At 36.3% G+C, this 16,925-nt stretch carries 14 protein-coding genes; 13 read left to right on the top strand and 1 reads right to left on the bottom strand.

Translation table 11 applies throughout. The annotated features are described in order from the left end of the window. Window positions 1–194 precede the first annotated feature (194 nt). The 6 genes from accD (at window position 195) to MKY26_RS11525 (ending at window position 7,525) form a co-directional block, all read left to right on the top strand. Window positions 195–1,064 (top strand): acetyl-CoA carboxylase, carboxyltransferase subunit beta, encoded by an 870-nt coding sequence (accD, locus tag MKY26_RS11550; protein ID WP_095372302.1) that lies wholly within the window; start codon window positions 195–197, stop codon window positions 1,062–1,064. Next, window positions 1,058–2,035, top strand: coding sequence for an acetyl-CoA carboxylase carboxyl transferase subunit alpha (gene accA, locus MKY26_RS11545; RefSeq protein WP_095372303.1), 978 nt, complete (start codon window positions 1,058–1,060; stop codon window positions 2,033–2,035). Before accD ends, accA begins: the two co-directional genes overlap by 7 nt. A gap of 340 nt (window positions 2,036–2,375) precedes the next feature. Continuing rightward, entirely contained in the window at window positions 2,376–3,335 is a 960-nt protein-coding gene (pfkA, locus tag MKY26_RS11540; RefSeq protein ID WP_095372304.1) for a 6-phosphofructokinase, read from the top strand. Between the two features lie 29 nt (window positions 3,336–3,364). Beyond that, complete coding sequence (gene pyk, locus MKY26_RS11535) at window positions 3,365–5,125, top strand: pyruvate kinase (RefSeq protein WP_095372305.1); 1,761 nt, start codon at window positions 3,365–3,367, stop codon at window positions 5,123–5,125. 264 nt (window positions 5,126–5,389) lie between these two features. Further along, window positions 5,390–7,021, top strand: coding sequence for an SLC13 family permease (locus tag MKY26_RS11530; protein ID WP_095372306.1), 1,632 nt, complete (start codon window positions 5,390–5,392; stop codon window positions 7,019–7,021). Window positions 7,022–7,135: 114 nt separating this feature from the next. Next, window positions 7,136–7,525 (top strand): FxsA family protein, encoded by a 390-nt coding sequence (locus MKY26_RS11525; protein ID WP_095372307.1) that lies wholly within the window; start codon window positions 7,136–7,138, stop codon window positions 7,523–7,525. 169 nt (window positions 7,526–7,694) lie between these two features. Here the strand turns inward: MKY26_RS11525 and ytvI are convergent, their stop codons facing one another. Next, on the bottom strand, window positions 7,695–8,816 hold the full coding sequence (gene ytvI, locus MKY26_RS11520) for a sporulation integral membrane protein YtvI (RefSeq protein WP_341097428.1): 1,122 nt from the start codon (window positions 8,814–8,816) through the stop codon (window positions 7,695–7,697). A gap of 209 nt (window positions 8,817–9,025) precedes the next feature. Between ytvI and MKY26_RS11515 the strand changes: the two genes are divergently transcribed. From MKY26_RS11515 to pnpS, 7 genes are all read left to right on the top strand, one after another. Further along, a complete protein-coding gene (locus tag MKY26_RS11515) occupies window positions 9,026–9,481 on the top strand; it encodes a DUF441 domain-containing protein (protein ID WP_095372309.1) in 456 nt (151 codons plus the stop codon). Window positions 9,482–9,873: 392 nt separating this feature from the next. Further along, window positions 9,874–10,992, top strand: coding sequence for a citrate synthase (citZ, locus tag MKY26_RS11510; protein ID WP_307312681.1), 1,119 nt, complete (start codon window positions 9,874–9,876; stop codon window positions 10,990–10,992). Between the two features lie 149 nt (window positions 10,993–11,141). Then, on the top strand, window positions 11,142–12,413 hold the full coding sequence (gene icd / locus MKY26_RS11505; RefSeq protein ID WP_180317068.1) for an NADP-dependent isocitrate dehydrogenase: 1,272 nt from the start codon (window positions 11,142–11,144) through the stop codon (window positions 12,411–12,413). Window positions 12,414–12,618: 205 nt separating this feature from the next. After that, window positions 12,619–13,566, top strand: coding sequence for a malate dehydrogenase (gene mdh / locus MKY26_RS11500; RefSeq protein ID WP_233435212.1), 948 nt, complete (start codon window positions 12,619–12,621; stop codon window positions 13,564–13,566). A 206-nt stretch (window positions 13,567–13,772) separates the two neighbouring features. After that, entirely contained in the window at window positions 13,773–14,246 is a 474-nt protein-coding gene (locus MKY26_RS11495; protein WP_322909664.1) for a MaoC/PaaZ C-terminal domain-containing protein, read from the top strand. Between the two features lie 174 nt (window positions 14,247–14,420). After that, entirely contained in the window at window positions 14,421–15,134 is a 714-nt protein-coding gene (locus MKY26_RS11490) for a response regulator transcription factor (protein ID WP_307312682.1), read from the top strand. Continuing rightward, on the top strand, window positions 15,131–16,891 hold the full coding sequence (gene pnpS, locus MKY26_RS11485) for a two-component system histidine kinase PnpS (protein ID WP_095372314.1): 1,761 nt from the start codon (window positions 15,131–15,133) through the stop codon (window positions 16,889–16,891). The genes MKY26_RS11490 and pnpS overlap by 4 nt, the downstream gene beginning before the upstream one ends. The last annotated feature ends 34 nt before the right edge of the window (window positions 16,892–16,925 follow it).

Below are 16,925 nucleotides of genomic sequence, written 5' to 3'. Positions count from 1 at the left end.
CGACAATGTTTTCCATCTTTTTTAAGCCTATTATTGTATAGTGATGAGACAAGCTGTATTCTCGCACTTGCGTCGATAGGCAATTGTTTTTTTCTCAGTGGTCTGGCCACCTAGGGAAATGGTAATGATTACTAAAGTAGGAAAGGTAAATTTCACTTTTGTTATTTACTTTGTAATTACAAGGAGGTTTCACCTTGCTAAAAGACATCTTTACAAAATCAAAGAAGAAAAAATATGCAACTATTCCTTCTGAGGCAGCGAAGCAAGATGTCCCAGAAGGAATCATGACTAAATGCCCTGAATGTAAGAAGATAATGTATACGAAAGAACTAATGAAAAACATGAAGGTATGTATTAATTGTGGTCATCATCACCCAATGAATGCAGCAGAACGTTTTGAGAGCTTTCTAGATAAGGGAACATTTCAAGAGCTAGATCGTGAAATGATATCAGAAAACCCGCTTGCTTTTCCAGATTACCTTGAAAAAGTTGAAAAAGACCGTAAGAAAACAGGCATGAATGAAGCGGTAATGACAGGAATTGGAGAATTGGATGGTTTTCAAATTGTTCTGGCCGTAATGGATTCGACTTTTAGAATGGGAAGCATGGGCTCTGTGGTCGGAGAGAAAATCACAAGGGCAATTGAAAAGGCGGATGAATTGAAAGTGCCATTCATTATCTTTACTGCTTCTGGTGGTGCAAGAATGCAAGAAGGTGTATTGAGTTTGATGCAAATGGCGAAGACGAGTGTGGCGCTGAAGCGATTCAGTGATAATGGTGGCTTAATTATCTCGATAATGACACACCCTACTACTGGTGGTGTTTCTGCTAGTTTCGCTTCATTAGGAGATTTTAATTTTGCTGAGCCTAAAGCGTTAATTGGTTTTGCGGGTCGTCGTATTATTGAACAGACAATTCGTGAAGAGTTGCCAGAGGACTTCCAAACAGCAGAATTCTTATTGAAACATGGGCAGCTTGATGCCGTTATTCATCGTTCTAAGCTGCGAGAGGAGATTGCTAACATTCTTTCTATTCATCAGCCAGGAGGTGAGCTTAAATGGTAACTGAATTAACGTTTGAAAGACCGATTATTGAACTAAGAAAAAGAATAGCTGAGTTAAAAGAATTTACGAAGACAGCAGATGTTGATTTAGGAGCTGAAATTAATAAGCTCGAGACAAGATTAGCCAAGTTAGAAAAAGATATATATGAAAATCTAGGACCATGGGATCGAGTGCAAATTGCTCGTCATCCTAATCGTCCTACTACATTAGATTATATAGAGTATTTGTTTGATGACTTTTTTGAATGTCATGGCGATCGTGTATTCGGAGATGATGAAGCGATTGTTAGTGGGATAGCTAAGTTTAGAGGACATCCTGTTACAGTGATCGGTCATCAACGTGGAAAAGATACAAAAGAAAATATCCGTAGAAACTTCGGTATGCCACATCCAGAAGGTTATCGAAAAGCGTTGCGTTTAATGAAGCAAGCGGAGAAGTTTCGCCGTCCAATTGTTTGTTTTATAGATACGAAAGGTGCTTATCCAGGCAAGGCAGCTGAAGAAAGAGGTCAAAGTGAAGCGATAGCTAAAAACCTTTTTGAAATGGCTAGTTTGAAAGTACCGGTTGTATGCATAGTAATTGGAGAAGGCGGAAGTGGCGGCGCTTTGGCGTTGGGCATTGGTAACTATATTCATATGCTAGAAAATGCTACTTACTCTGTTATTTCACCAGAGGGAGCTGCCTCTATCCTTTGGAAAGATGCGGCGAAAGCTCAAACAGCAGCTGAGTCGATGCGCATTACTGCTCCAGATTTAAAGGAGCTTGGAGTTATCGATGAAATCATACCTGAAGTAAAAGGTGGAGCTCATAAGGATGTTGAGCAGCAAGCACTAGCAATTGAAGATATTCTTTATCAGTCATTAAAGGATTTATCTCAACTAGATGAAAAACAATTAGTAGACCATCGTTATGAGAAATATAAATCAATTGGGAAATATTCGTTTTTAAGAGATTATATTGGGGTAAAATAAAAACGTGCGAATTGCACGTTTTTCCTATTATCCACGTTATTTTAAAAAAGATTATAATAATCCGTACCAAACGAGAGCAGCTATAAAGTAATTTATATAAACTCTGATATGCTTCAAAATACAATGTATACCTTTGTTCATATTTGGCTTGAATGTGCTTTTAGTAATAATTCTTTAACGAAACTTAATAAATTATAATTGTGATGTTTATTTTTTCGTGCTATTTTAACAGTAGAAGAAGCTTATTAACCTTTTGTAGGTCCTCTTTTTTCCTTTCCCCTAGGTTCGTTCATATTAATAGAATACAAATTGTTTTCCCATAATAGAGGTGATAGAGAAAATGAAAAGAATTGGTGTATTAACAAGTGGAGGAGATTCACCTGGAATGAATGCGGCCGTTCGCGCAGTTGTTAGAAAAGCCATTCATGATGGTATCGAGGTATATGGTATTTATGGCGGTTATACTGGTCTAATTCATGGTAATATAGAAAAGCTAGAATTAGGATCTGTTGGTGATATTATTCATCGTGGCGGTACGATTCTTTATTCTGCAAGATGTGAAGAGTTTAAAACAGAAGAAGGAAGACAAAAGGGAATAGAGAACTTAAAGGCACATCAAATAGAAGGTCTAGTTGTGATTGGTGGAGACGGATCTTATCGAGGAGCGCTTGCCCTCACTGAAGCAGGTTTTCCATGTGTAGGTGTACCAGGAACGATTGATAATGACATTGCAGGTACACAATATACTATTGGATTTGATACAGCATTAAATACAGTCATTGATGCCATAGATAAAATCAGGGATACAGCGAGTTCACACGAAAGGACCTTTATTATAGAAGTAATGGGTAGAGATGCAGGCGATATTGCCTTATGGGCAGGCTTAGCTGGTGGAGCAGAAACAATCCTTATTCCTGAAGTAAATTACGATATAGATGAAATTGCAACAAAACTCAAAAGTGGACTTGATAGAGGAAAAAGGCATAGTATTATCATTGTGGCTGAAGGTGTTTGTAGTGGTATAGAATTCGCAAAACAAGTTGAGAGTGCAACCTCACTTGAAACGAGAGTGTCTGTTCTTGGTCATATCCAACGAGGCGGATCTCCAACGGCATTTGATCGTGTTTTAGCTAGTCGTTTAGGTGCTCATGCAGTGGAATTACTTGCCAAAGAAAAAGGTGGACAAGCAGTTGGTTTGAATAATAACCAAGTCGTAGCTAATAGCTTGCGTGATGTTTTAAGTCAACATAATAGGTTAGATTTAGACCTATACGAGTTATCAAGAGAGCTTTCAATTTAAGCGTACATAATTAGGAGGTATATATTAATATGCGTAAAACGAAAATTGTTTGTACAATTGGACCAGCTAGTGAAAGTATTGAAAAAATTATTGAATTAATAAATGCTGGCATGAATGTAGCAAGATTAAATTTTTCACACGGAAATTTTGCAGAACATGGTGAGCGAATTGCTAATATCCGTGAAGCATCTAAGCAAACTGGAAAGACAGTTGCAATCCTATTAGATACAAAAGGTCCAGAAATACGTACGAATGATATGAAAGACGGTGCGATTGAATTAGAAGCGGGTAACAATATCATTGTGAGTATGAATGAAGTGGAAGGGACAACAGACATATTCTCTGTTACATATAGTGGCCTCATTGATGATGTCCACATCGGCTCTAGTATTCTTTTAGATGATGGCTTGATTGCTTTGGAAGTCAATGCTATCAATAAAGAGAAAAAAGAAATTCATGCGAAAATCTTAAATAGCGGTACGTTAAAGAATAAAAAAGGTGTGAATGTACCAGGTGTTTCAGTTAACCTCCCTGGCATCACAGAAAAGGATGCCAAGGATATTCTTTTTGGAATTGAGCAAGAAGTTGACTTTATTGCCGCTTCCTTTGTTAGACGACCATCAGACGTTTTAGAAATTCGTCAATTACTTGAAGAAAATAATGCAGAATATATTCATATTATCCCCAAAATTGAAAACCAAGAAGGCGTTGATAATATTGAAGGTATTCTAGAAGTGTCAGATGGTTTAATGGTAGCGCGTGGAGATTTAGGTGTTGAAATTCCAGCGGAGGAAGTACCGCTTGTACAAAAGCAATTAATTAAAAAATGCAACGAGCTTGGAAAGCCGGTTATTACAGCAACACAAATGTTAGATTCCATGCAAAGAAACCCTCGCCCAACTCGTGCGGAAGCAAGTGATGTTGCTAATGCCATTTTTGATGGCACGGATGCAATCATGTTATCAGGGGAAACAGCAGCGGGTTCTTACCCAGTAGAAGCAGTTAAAACGATGCATAATATCGCTTCTCGTGCAGAAACAGCCTTAAATCATAGAGAAATTTTATCTCAAAGAAGTAAAAATAATAAACATAATGTGACCGATGCCATTGGCCAATCTGTTGCACATACAGCACTAAACTTGGGAGTCAGCGCCATTATCACACCTACAGAGAGTGGACATACAGCTAGAATGATTGCTAAGTTCAGACCGGTGAATCCAATCGTAGCTGTCACTTCACATGAATACGTTTCTCGTCGCTTATCACTTGTATGGGGAGTATATTCGCAAGTTGGCCAAAAAGCTAAGACAACCGATGATATGCTAGATATAGCTGTAGAAGAAAGTCTACAAACAGGAATCGTTCATTCGGGGGATCTTGTTGTTATAACAGCTGGAGTTCCTGTTGGAGAAGCAGGAACAACAAACTTAATGAAAATTCATGTAGTTGGCGATATCATTGCAAAAGCTCAAGGTATTGGCAGAAAGTCAGCATTTGGTAAAGCAGTTATTGCCCGCAATGCGAAAGAAGCAATGGAAAAGGTTACAGAAGGCTCAATACTCGTAACAATTGGGTCTGATCGTGAAATGGTCCCAGCTATTGAAAAATGTAGTGCTCTAATTACTGAAGAAGGTGGTCTAACGAGCCATGGTGCTGTAATTGGTTTAAACCTTGGTATTCCGGTTATTGTCGGTTTAGATATGGCTACAAAATTAATTAAGGACGGTCAAGACATTACAGTAGACTCACAAAGAGGTGTCATTTATAACGGCCATGCGAGTGTCTTATAAACATAGAAGAACTGTCGGATACTATTAATCGGCAGTTCTTTTTTTTATATAAGATTGAAAAATAAGGTTGAAAAGATATTTAGATAACCTAATTAATTTTTTAACTCAAAATAGAATATAATTGTTGCCAATATCGTTATATTAGTATAACATAATATTAAATATAATGTATCACATTTATAATGATAACATATCTCTTAAATTATTTTGAATAGAAATATTGAAAAAAAAAATAAATACATAATTAAAGGGAGTGGTGAGGATATGCTGAATTATATGCAAGGGTTTTGGATGGAAATGTGGAGGTTGCATGATCAAATAAAGGACTTATTACGGTTATTCTCAGTGAAGAACCAGTCTGATAAGAACCATTCAAATGAATTGAAGCAATCAGGTGAAAATAATGGAGAGAATCCGAAACAGAGAAAAAGAACGAATAAACAGAATATAGGATTATTATTAGGGCCCATTCTTTTTGCTTTAACGCTCCTATTTGTTTCACCTGAAGGAATGTCAAGAGAAGCCCAAGCTGTGCTAGCAAGTACTCTATGGGTTGCTGTCTGGTGGATTACAGAGGCCATACCTATACCAGTAACTTCACTATTGCCAATCATTCTCTTTCCCGTTACTGGTGCAGTGACAGAAGGAATTACGAGTTCATATGCGGATAATACCATTTTCTTATTTTTAGGTGGCTTTATTATCGCCATTGCGATGGAAAAGTGGAATCTCCATTTAAGAATTGCACTTGGTATCATTACTGTGGTTGGTACTAGTACATCTAGGCTTGTTCTTGGGTTTATGGTGGCTACAGGTTTCCTTTCAATGTGGATATCGAATACTGCAACTGCCATGATGATGATGCCGATTGCCATTGCTGTTATTACGCATGTAAACGATTCCATGAAGTCGGAAAGAGAATCTGCTAACCGGTTTGGTAAGTCACTAATGCTAGGGATTGCCTATGCAGCTTCAATTGGTGGTTTAGGTACTTTAATTGGGACACCTCCAAATATGATTTTTGCAGGTGTTGTAAAAGAAATTTATGGGATTGATATTTCTTTTGCTACATGGATGCTATTTGGGGTTCCTTTTGCGGCTATTTTATTACTTGTAGCCTGGTTTTACTTAGTTAAAATGGCTTTTCCTATGAGAATCAAGGAGCTTCCAGGCGGTAAAGAAATCATTTCTTCTGAAAGAAAACGATTAGGAAATATATCTTTTGAGGAAAAATTAGTATTAGTAGTGTTTCTTGCTACTGCGGTTGCGTGGATTACAAGATCGTTCATTCCTTTTGATTTTATGAGCCGAATCGACGACACGATTATAGCGATTGCTGCAGCGATTATTCTATTTCTTTTACCATCGAAAAGTAGTAAGGATGCTCAGCTCTTAAATTGGAAAGATGCATTGAATATTCCTTGGGGGATATTATTACTATTTGGTGGGGGATTAGCAATCGCCAAAGGCTTTAAGGATTCAGGTTTAGCCACATGGATTGGAGAGCAATTAACCGTTCTTGAGGGTGTGCATCTTGTTATTGTCATTCTATGCGTAACAGCACTTGTGACATTCTTAACTGAGATTACATCAAATACGGCAACAGCTACAATGATGTTCCCTATCATGGCATCTTTAGCATTAGCGTTAGACCTTCATCCGTATGCGCTTATGGTAGCTGCTGCAATTGCTGCTTCATGTGCGTTTATGCTCCCTGTTGCCACACCGCCTAATGCAATTGTCTTTGGATCTGGCTATTTAAAGATAGGTGATATGGCTAAATCCGGTTTTTGGTTAAGTATTTTTACAATTATCTTTGTTGGTGTAATGATTTATTTCTATATGCCAATTGCATGGGGTATCGATATAGGTACTTTCCCGAATTCGTTTAAGTAGCATTTGTTCTTAAATTTATAAAGTGGGAATTTCCAATGATGGAAATGTGTTATGTTTCTCGCGAGCCCATAATTTTGATATCATTATATATATAAAATATAATGAGGTGGCTAAATGCGCTATATATTATTACCGCTAATTTTAATCCCGGCGATTGAAATTGTTGTACTGCTTCTTGCCGGTAAGGCTTTAGGTGTGGCCGTGACATTTCTTCTAATTATATTGACTGGCGTTTTTGGCGTTTATATAGCAAAAAGGCAAGGGATGGAAGTAATGAAAAAGGTACAGATGGAAACGCGCCGTGGGGAAATGCCGGGTGATTCCATGCTAGACGGTCTTTGTATATTCATAGCAGGTATTTTCCTTGTGTTACCAGGATTTATTTCAGATTTCATAGGTGTTCTTTTATTAATTCCTTTTATAAGAAATAAATTAAAAATTATTTTGTATCACTTCCTTAGAAGACGTATTAACCATGGTAACATCAAAGTGATAAAATGGTGAGCATTTAGACAAAGGTGATCCCATATATTAAAAAAAGAATAGACAAAAAGAGATCCGAACATATTCCAATTCGTTTATGTTCGGATTTTTACATTGGCGAGAAGTAGGTTTGTAGTCGAGATTCAAAAAGGAGTACCTCAAATTTAGCATCTATTATAATGGCTGACTTCTATTTCTCCTCTCTTCCATTTTTTATATAAAACCAAATATCTGTGAATACTTTTGCTCTGTACAAAGTAGAAAGGATGACAAGAATAATTGGACCAATAATCAGCCCGAGGAATCCAAATAGTTTAAAGCCAATAAATAAAGCGATTAAAGTCGCCAATGGATCTAAACCAATATTGGAAGATAAAATCTTTGGTTCCATCACTTGTCTTTGAACGATAATAATCACGTACAGGATAGAAAGTCCAACTGCAATGGTCGTTTCACCAATAAAAAAGGAATAAATAATCCATGGAATAAAGATGATACCTGTTCCTAAATAAGGAAGAATATCAACCATACCGGCGATAATGGCGATTGTCATCGCATAATCTATGTTTAATATTAATAAGCCCAACAAGATGATAAGAGTAGTTATTGAAATTAAAGTTGCTTGTGCCTTTATAAAGCCAAAAAGGGCAGATTTCAGGTCAGTGAAGACGGTAATGCTACTGCGTCTTACATATTCAGGTGCCAGATTAAGAAAAAATAGTTTTATTCTTTCCCAATCTTTACTAATGAAGAATGAAGCCAAAAGAGAAAAAATAATGACAGTTGCTGCATTAGGTATCCATGAGAATAACGCAGGCAGCTTTTCAAAAAAAGATTGTAGAAAAAGTCCTAATGATTGTCCTATATTCTTACCTATTTCTTCTATATTGGTCATAACGCTTGCTTGTTGTTCTGTTCCTAGATGGTTAAATAAACTGGTTAGTTTATTTAACACAGGCATAAATTGATTGGCGATCCAGTGTTCTATATGTGTAATAAACACTTGTACATGTGCTGGCACAACTTTTGATAGGTGAGCTGCCCCAGAGACCAATTCAGTGATTAAAATAACTGCGCCGCCCAGAATGACGCCTATTAGTAATGTTAAAGAAATGAAAACAGAAAAAGATCGTGGTATTTTACATGTATATTGAAAAAAATTGACTGTCCTATTAATGATGTATGCAATACCTAACCCAATTAGAAAAGGATAAGCAATGGATGACAAGTAAAAACTAGCAAATAATAAAGTAAATATGATGACTAAGACAAAAAAGAATCTCATGATTTGGTAATGTAGGGCACTTGTCATTGTTTGGCGCTCCTCCTTAATGTATTTTAAGTGAAAAAGGTTGAATAATCTGACATTGTTTTCTAGACGCTAATTTTAATCTTTTAACCTAAAATATGCTCTTTTGTCCTCATTATCTTTACTGGCGAAATGAGCGAATTAGAAATTAATTTTATCTTTTTTCGAAATTATGTTAAAATAACATCATTAACAGGAAGGTGAGATAGAATATGGAGTCATTCCTGTTTTTACTACTGCTTTTAGCTATCAGTATTGTGGCTAAAAATCAATCTCTTATATTTGCGATTGCTGTCCTCCTATTGTTAAAATTAGTCGGAACAGAGTTAAAAGTGTTTTCATTTATCCAAAGTAAGGGTATTAATTGGGGTGTAACGATTATTACGATTGCTGTCTTAGCCCCTATTGCAAGTGGAGCAATCGGGTTCAAAGATCTAGCAGATGCATTTAAATCACCTTATGCTTGGGTTGCTTGTATATCAGGCATTATCGTTGCATTATTAGCAAAGGGTGGGCTTACCCTCCTATCAGAAGATCCACATATTACGACTGCTCTTGTTCTAGGAACAATTCTAGCTATTACATTATTTAAAGGAGTAGCAGTCGGTCCGCTAATCGGAGCGGGTATCGCCTATTTATTCATGAAGATATTTGAGTATATTCAATAATTGGTAGAAAGCTATCAATCACTTGTATTTTTATGAATTTTTCGTTTCACAAAAGTCAGATAATTGTTTATAATATACATGTACAAATAGGTTTGATAGTTGAGTCTATGAAAATAGTAGATACTTTATACCAAAAAGAAAATGTAAGCATTTTCTTTCATTAATGTTTGTACATGTTTGTACTGAGCATACGTTCAGAGATTGTTCAGTCAGATGGAAATCTGACTAAGAATGTCATTTAGTCTGTCTCCCAGCTTAATACATATTAGCTGGATTAAATCGGCTACAATAGCCAATAGAGCTATCAGGTTTATCTGATAACAACTTAATGAATAAGATTCATGCAGACAGAGGGTTTGGGGAAAATATTTCAAAGAAGGAGATGGTTTGTTATGACAGCGACACGCGGTCTAGAGGGTGTAGTGGCTACTACATCTGCTATCAGTTCAATCATTGATGATACTTTAACATATGTAGGCTATAACATTGATGATTTGGCAGAAAATGCTAGTTTTGAGGAAGTCATCTATTTATTATGGCATGGTAAATTACCTACACAATCACAACTAGATGAATTAAAAGCACAATTGGCAGAAAATATGAATTTGCCACAAGAGGTTCTTGCTCATTTTAAGACTTATCCAATTGATCAAGTTCATCCGATGGCAGCTCTTCGCTCCGCTGTATCTCTTCTTGGTCTCTATGATGAAGAAGCAGATGTAATGGAAGAGGATGCGAACTATAGAAAAGCCATCCGTTTACAAGCAAAAGTGCCAGCTATTGTTGCTGCGTTTGCGCGTGTGAGAAAAGGCTTAGAGCCAATTGCTCCTAAAAAGGAATTAAGTTTTGCTGCTAACTTCTTGTTTATGTTAAATGGGGAAGAACCAGAAGATGTAGCAGTTGAAGCAATGAATAAAGCACTTGTCCTACATGCTGATCATGAATTAAATGCGTCTACTTTTACAGCTCGCGTTTGTGTTGCGACATTATCTGATATGTACTCAGGTATTACAGCAGCTATTGGTGCATTAAAAGGACCTCTACACGGTGGTGCTAACGAAGCTGTAATGAAAATGCTTAAAGAAATCGGTACATTAGATAATGTTGAACCTGCTATTCGTGAAAAATTAGCGAATAAAGATAAAATAATGGGCTTCGGTCATCGTGTATATAGAAAAGGCGACCCAAGAGCGAAACATTTAAGAGAAATGTCTAAGAGATTAACAGAATTGACAGGCGAACCACATTGGTATGAAATGTCTACAAAAATTGAAGGAATTGTGACTGGAGAAAAAGATCTTCCTCCTAATGTTGATTTTTATTCGGCATCTGTATACCACAGCTTAGGTATCGATCACGATCTCTTTACACCAATCTTTGCAGTTAGCCGTGTTTCTGGTTGGTTAGCTCATATTTTAGAACAATACTCTAATAATCGTTTAATCCGTCCACGTGCTGATTATACAGGTCCAGGAATGCAAGCTTACGTTCCTGTTGAACAAAGAGGGTAAACTTTTTATTGAGTTTTTTCAAAACAGATGATAATAATAAATAAAGATAAGCAAGCTACTGAAAGGTTAGTGGGTTTGCCTTCTAGCCTTTGATTCTGGTAAGTTTGTGATGTGTTACTTTTAACACAAGGAAATTGGAGGGAGAAATTATTATGGCAGCAGAAAAAATTACAGTAAATAATGGTGTTTTAAATGTACCAAATGAACCAATCGTTCCTTTTATCGAAGGTGACGGAACTGGGCCGGATATTTGGGCATCTGCTTCTCGTGTTTTAGATGCAGCGGTTGAAAAAGCATATAAAGGTGAGCGTAAAATTGCTTGGAAAGAAGTTTTAGCTGGTGAAAAAGCATTTAACCAAACAGGCGAATGGTTACCAAAAGAAACTTTAGATGTAATTAATGAATACTTAATCGCCATTAAAGGACCACTTACAACACCAATTGGTGGAGGAATTCGTTCTTTAAATGTTGCATTGCGTCAAGAATTAGATCTTTTCGTATGCTTGCGTCCAGTACGCTGGTTTGAAGGTGTTCCTTCACCAGTTAAGCGCCCACAAGATACTGACATGGTCATTTTCCGTGAAAATACTGAAGATATCTATGCAGGTATTGAATATGCTAAAGGTACAGATGAAGTAAACAAATTAATCTCTTTCTTAAAAGATGAAATGGGTGTCAATAAAATTCGTTTCCCAGAAACATCTGGAATCGGTATTAAACCTGTTTCTCAAGAGGGAACAACTCGTCTAGTTCGCTCTGCAATTGACTATGCAATCAACGAAGGTCGTAAATCAGTAACACTTGTACACAAAGGTAATATCATGAAATTTACTGAAGGTGCATTTAAAAATTGGGGTTACGAACTAGCTGAAAAAGAATACGGCGATAAAGTATTCACATGGGCTGAATATGACCGCATTAAAGATGAAAGTGGCGTAGATGCAGCAAACAAAGCGCAAGCTGATGCTGAAGCTGCTGGTAAAATCATCGTTAAAGATGCAATTGCTGATATCTTCTTACAACAAATCTTAACTCGTCCAGCGGAATTTGATGTAGTAGCAACAATGAACCTTAACGGTGACTACATTTCTGATGCGTTAGCAGCACAAGTTGGTGGAATCGGTATTGCTCCAGGAGCAAACATCAACTACGAAACTGGACATGCGATTTTCGAAGCTACACACGGAACAGCTCCTAAATATGCAGGTTTAGACAAAGTAAACCCTTCATCTGTTATTCTTTCAGGTGTGCTTTTACTTAAACATTTAGGCTGGAATGAAGCGGCTGATTTAATTGAAAAATCTATGGAAAAATCTATTGCTTCTAAAGTTGTAACTTATGACTTTGCTCGTCTAATGGACGGAGCTACTGAAGTGAAATGTTCTGAATTCGGTGACGTCCTAATCAAAAACATGGACTAATTAACTTGATCTAGCAGGTTCAATTTAAAAATTGAGCCTGCTTTCTTTTTATTTAAAAACCTCATCCTTATTGATTGTGATGTAAAATTCAGTGGAAGATAAATTCCATCATATATGAAATTAAGTTGTTTCCTCATGTTTTAATCTCACAAGAAGCGGTTATAAATTGAATAGTTGTAAATGAATACATAAGGAGATGTTGCAAGTGTCTACACTCAAGCGTAAGAAAGTTTCTGTTATCGGAGCCGGTTTTACTGGAGCGACGACTGCATTTTTATTGGCACAAAAGGAATTAGCAGATGTTGTATTAGTTGATATTCCCCAAATGGAAAATCCGACAAAGGGAAAAGCTTTAGACATGTTAGAAGCAAGTCCAGTTCAAGGATTTGATGCAAATATCTTAGGTACAGCAAACTATGAAGATACGAAAGATTCAGATATCGTCGTGGTTACTGCTGGAATTGCACGAAAGCCAGGGATGAGCCGGGAAGATCTAGTTCAAACAAATGAAACGATTATGAAGAATGTAGCGAAGGAAATTGCACAGTATTCTCCCGATTCGCTTATTATTGTGTTATCAAATCCTGTGGATGCGATGACTTATACAATATTTAAAGAAACAGGCTTTCCTAAAAACCGAGTTATTGGCCAGTCGGGTGTGCTCGATAGTGCCAGGTTCCGTACGTTTGTAGCTCAAGAGTTACAGATCTCCATAAAAGATATAACAGGGTTTGTGCTCGGAGGTCATGGTGATGATATGGTTCCACTTGTTAGGTATTCATATGCAGGCGGTGTCCCTTTAGAAAAATTAATCTCCAAAGATCGTTTAGAACAAATTGTCGATCGAACGCGAAAGGGTGGAGGAGAAATTGTTAGTTTATTAGGGAATGGTAGTGCATACTATGCACCTGCAGCAGCCTTAGTAGAAATGGTAGAGGCTATGATCAAGGACCAAAAAAGAATACTTCCTGCAATCGCTTATTTAGAAGGAGAGTTTGGTTATCAGGGCATTTATTTAGGTGTGCCAACAATCCTTGGTGCAAATGGGATCGAAAAAGTCATCGAATTAGATTTAACAAAAGAAGAAAAGGTTGCATTAGATCAGTCAGCTGAGTCGGTGCGTCAGGTGATATCGATATTGTCACAAAACTAATCTATAAAGAAAGTACTTGTTGGCGAAGTTCCGTCTTTTACCTGAGCTTCGCTTATTTTTTGTTAACTTTACAATAGAAAGAAAATTATTATTACTATTTTTCTTTTACTTATTAAAATAAAATGTTAATATAATTATAAATAAACAGAAAAATTAGTTTATATTTTCATCTTTTGCAAGCGGTTACAAAAATCGGAGGTGCATCCATGTTAGGGAAGAAGAGAAAAATAGGTAGAAGACTTGAGGAAATTTCGGTTGGAGAGAAGCTGACCTTTACGGAAAAAATAGAAGATAGGGATTTATTATTATATCTAGGGTTAACAGATGATGCCAATCCCATATACTTACAGCATGACTATGCTTCACAAACGCCTTATAAAAAACCAATTGTACCCAATATTATGCTGAATGGTATGGTCTCATCTAGTGTTTCAAAATATCTCCCTGGACCGGGTAGCCACATACTTAAGCAAGAGTTAGAATATGTTAAACCTGTTTATCACTATTCTACAATTGAATTCTTGATGGAAGTAATTCATGTGGATGAAGAGAAGCATAATATTGAAATGAAGGTACAAGCAACGAATGAAGAAAATGAAACAGTATTATATGGCCGAATGAAAGTATGTCCACCCTATCCACTTGAGAGTCTCAACAGTAAAGTGCTAGAAAACTTCTAATCATGAATTGTAAGGATAGTTGACCAAAAAACTAAGCAAAAGTAATTTATACTGCTTAGTTTTTTGTCGTGGGCACGCTTTTTTTTCTTTTTTATATTATAATACATTTATATAAGGGGTTTTACTAAAGTAATTGGTTTATACTAATGGGGAATCTATTTATCGGAGGCTTTTATGGATAAAAAAGTTCTAGTGGTTGATGATGAGCAGTCAATTGTAACGTTACTACAATATAATTTGCAACAAGCAGGTTATGAAGTACTAACAGCATCTGATGGAGAAGAAGGCAAAAATCTTGCTTTAAGTGAACAGCTAGATTTGATTGTGTTAGATCTGATGTTACCTAAGCTGGATGGAATTGAAGTGTGTAAACAAATTAGACAAAAGAAAGTGAATACACCAATACTCATGTTAACTGCAAAAGACGATGAGTTCGATAAAGTTCTTGGCCTAGAGTTAGGTGCAGATGATTATATGACAAAGCCATTTAGTCCGAGAGAAGTCGTTGCGCGGGTAAAGGCCATTTTAAGAAGGTCACAAGCCCAATTTGACGAACCTGTTTCAGAAGATGAGGATGATAGTATACGTATAGCTGGAGTGAAAATCTATCCAGATAGATATGAGGTCTATTATCTAGACGAATTACTTGAGCTGACACCAAAAGAGTTTGAACTACTATTATATCTTGCTAAAAATAAAGGTAGAGTATTAACACGCGATCAATTGCTGAGTGCTGTTTGGAATTATGATTTTGCGGGTGATACAAGGATTGTAGATGTTCATATTAGTCACTTAAGAGATAAAATTGAGCAAAATTCAAAAAAACCAACATATATTAAAACGATTCGTGGGCTTGGTTATAAGCTAGAGGAGCCTAAGCCTGAATGAAAACTTTTCGTTCAAAACTATTTTTTGCTATCATTACGTTGATTATCGCTGTTTTACTTTGTTTAGGCTTGTTATTAGGTCAGCTATTTAAATCCTATTATATAAATGTTATAGATGAACGCTTATCTAAAGAGATTCAGTTAGTAGCAGGCCAGATTGAGGAAATAGGTGGAATTGAACAACTTACTCAAGAGAAGGTCGACCAGTTTGCTAGCTGGTTAGGTGTTAATGTTACTATTGCCGATGCAAATGATCAAGTGATATTTGATAGCGTGAATAAAGATATTCAATTGAAAAACCGTAAGACAATAAGTGAAATATTAGGTGCACCTGACTCTGATGGGCAGGCTGGTAAAGTCGTAGGCGACGATTATCATTACTTTTGGAAGGAATTAAATGAAGGTACGAATTCGTATTATTTATTTTTAAGTGCCGAAATAGATGAAGTAAAAAGTGGTTACTCGCAAATCTGGTGGATCCTAATTATCTGTCTTAGCCTAGCATTAATTTTGATTATATTCTTAGGGGCCGCTATTACGAATAGATATACAAGACCGATTGATTCTGCAACGAGAGTCGCTATTGAGTTAGCGAAAGGGAATTATCGGGCAAGAACGTATGATAATGATGTCGGTGAAGCAGGTAAGTTAAATAGCTCAATTAATATTCTTGCACGTAATTTGCAAGATATGGAGAAATCGAGAGAGATGCATCAAGATAGACTCAGTACACTCATTGAAAACATGGGTAGTGGATTAATTTTAATAGATAGTAAGGGTTATATTAACCTTGTGAATCGTACATATAGAGAAGTTTTTCATGCTGATGTGACAGAATACATGGACGAGCTGTATTATAATGTCATTGAATATAAAGAAATCACTGAGCTTATTGAAGAATTATTTATGACAGAACAAAAGGTAAGAAAGCAAATACAAATCCTTATTGGTATTCATCGAAAACATTTCGAAGTCTACGGTGTTCCGATTATCGGCACGAATGATGTATGGAAAGGTGTACTTTTGGTTTTCCATGATATTACTGAGATAAAGAAATTGGAGCAGGTGCGGAGAGATTTCGTTGCGAATGTTTCACATGAATTAAAAACACCTATAACTTCTATAAAAGGGTTCTCAGAAACGCTTTTAGACGGGGCAATGGATGATCAAGATGCCCTTAAACAATTTTTAACGATTATCCTCCAAGAAAGTGAACGATTGCAAACACTCATTCAAGATTTGCTTGATTTATCAAAAATTGAGCAACAAGGATTTCACCTTTCTATACAAGAGGTGAATATTATTGGTGTCTTAAATGAAGTAGTAATGATGGTTAAAAGACGTGCGGAGGAAAAAGAAATTACCATAGATTATAAATGTGAAGATGAAATAATCGAAATGGAAGCTGATGTTAACAGAATCAAGCAAATATTCCTTAATATTGTTTCCAATGCTATTTCTTACACACCAAATGAAGGTAAAGTGTCTATTCGTGTAACAGAAGATCAACAAAAAGTGTATATAAAAATAATTGATACGGGGATAGGCATTAAAGAAAGTGAGATTCCGCGAATTTTTGAAAGGTTTTATCGAGTAGATAAAGCAAGGAGTAGAAATTCAGGTGGTACAGGTCTTGGTCTGGCAATTGTGAAGCATTTACTAGAAGCACATAAAGGATTGATTTCTGTTGAAAGCAAGAGTGGAAAGGGCACGGCCTTTTTACTTACGTTTTATAAGAAGTTACCTGATAGCGAATAAAGAGTTTTACAAAAAGTTTACATTGTTTTTTTAT

It is taken from the genome of Cytobacillus sp. FSL R7-0680, from assembly GCF_038009245.1.
GTDB classification, from domain to species: Bacteria; Bacillota; Bacilli; order Bacillales; family Cytobacillaceae; genus Cytobacillus; species Cytobacillus kochii.
The sequence above is the reverse complement of the archived record's forward strand: the minus strand, read 5'-3'. Positions and strand labels throughout refer to the sequence as shown.

Coding starts and splice junctions, on each gene's coding strand:
- pnpS (WP_095372314.1), top strand. CDS start 15,131: ATGAAAACTTTTCGTTCAAAACTATTTTTTGCTATCATTACGTTGATT.
- MKY26_RS11515 (WP_095372309.1), top strand. CDS start 9,026: ATGGAGTCATTCCTGTTTTTACTACTGCTTTTAGCTATCAGTATTGTG.
- citZ (WP_307312681.1), top strand. CDS start 9,874: ATGACAGCGACACGCGGTCTAGAGGGTGTAGTGGCTACTACATCTGCT.
- pfkA (WP_095372304.1), top strand. CDS start 2,376: ATGAAAAGAATTGGTGTATTAACAAGTGGAGGAGATTCACCTGGAATG.
- accA (WP_095372303.1), top strand. CDS start 1,058: ATGGTAACTGAATTAACGTTTGAAAGACCGATTATTGAACTAAGAAAA.
- MKY26_RS11525 (WP_095372307.1), top strand. CDS start 7,136: ATGCGCTATATATTATTACCGCTAATTTTAATCCCGGCGATTGAAATT.
- MKY26_RS11490 (WP_307312682.1), top strand. CDS start 14,421: ATGGATAAAAAAGTTCTAGTGGTTGATGATGAGCAGTCAATTGTAACG.
- ytvI (WP_341097428.1), bottom strand. CDS start 8,816: ATGACAAGTGCCCTACATTACCAAATCATGAGATTCTTTTTTGTCTTA.
- MKY26_RS11495 (WP_322909664.1), top strand. CDS start 13,773: ATGTTAGGGAAGAAGAGAAAAATAGGTAGAAGACTTGAGGAAATTTCG.
- MKY26_RS11530 (WP_095372306.1), top strand. CDS start 5,390: ATGCTGAATTATATGCAAGGGTTTTGGATGGAAATGTGGAGGTTGCAT.
- pyk (WP_095372305.1), top strand. CDS start 3,365: ATGCGTAAAACGAAAATTGTTTGTACAATTGGACCAGCTAGTGAAAGT.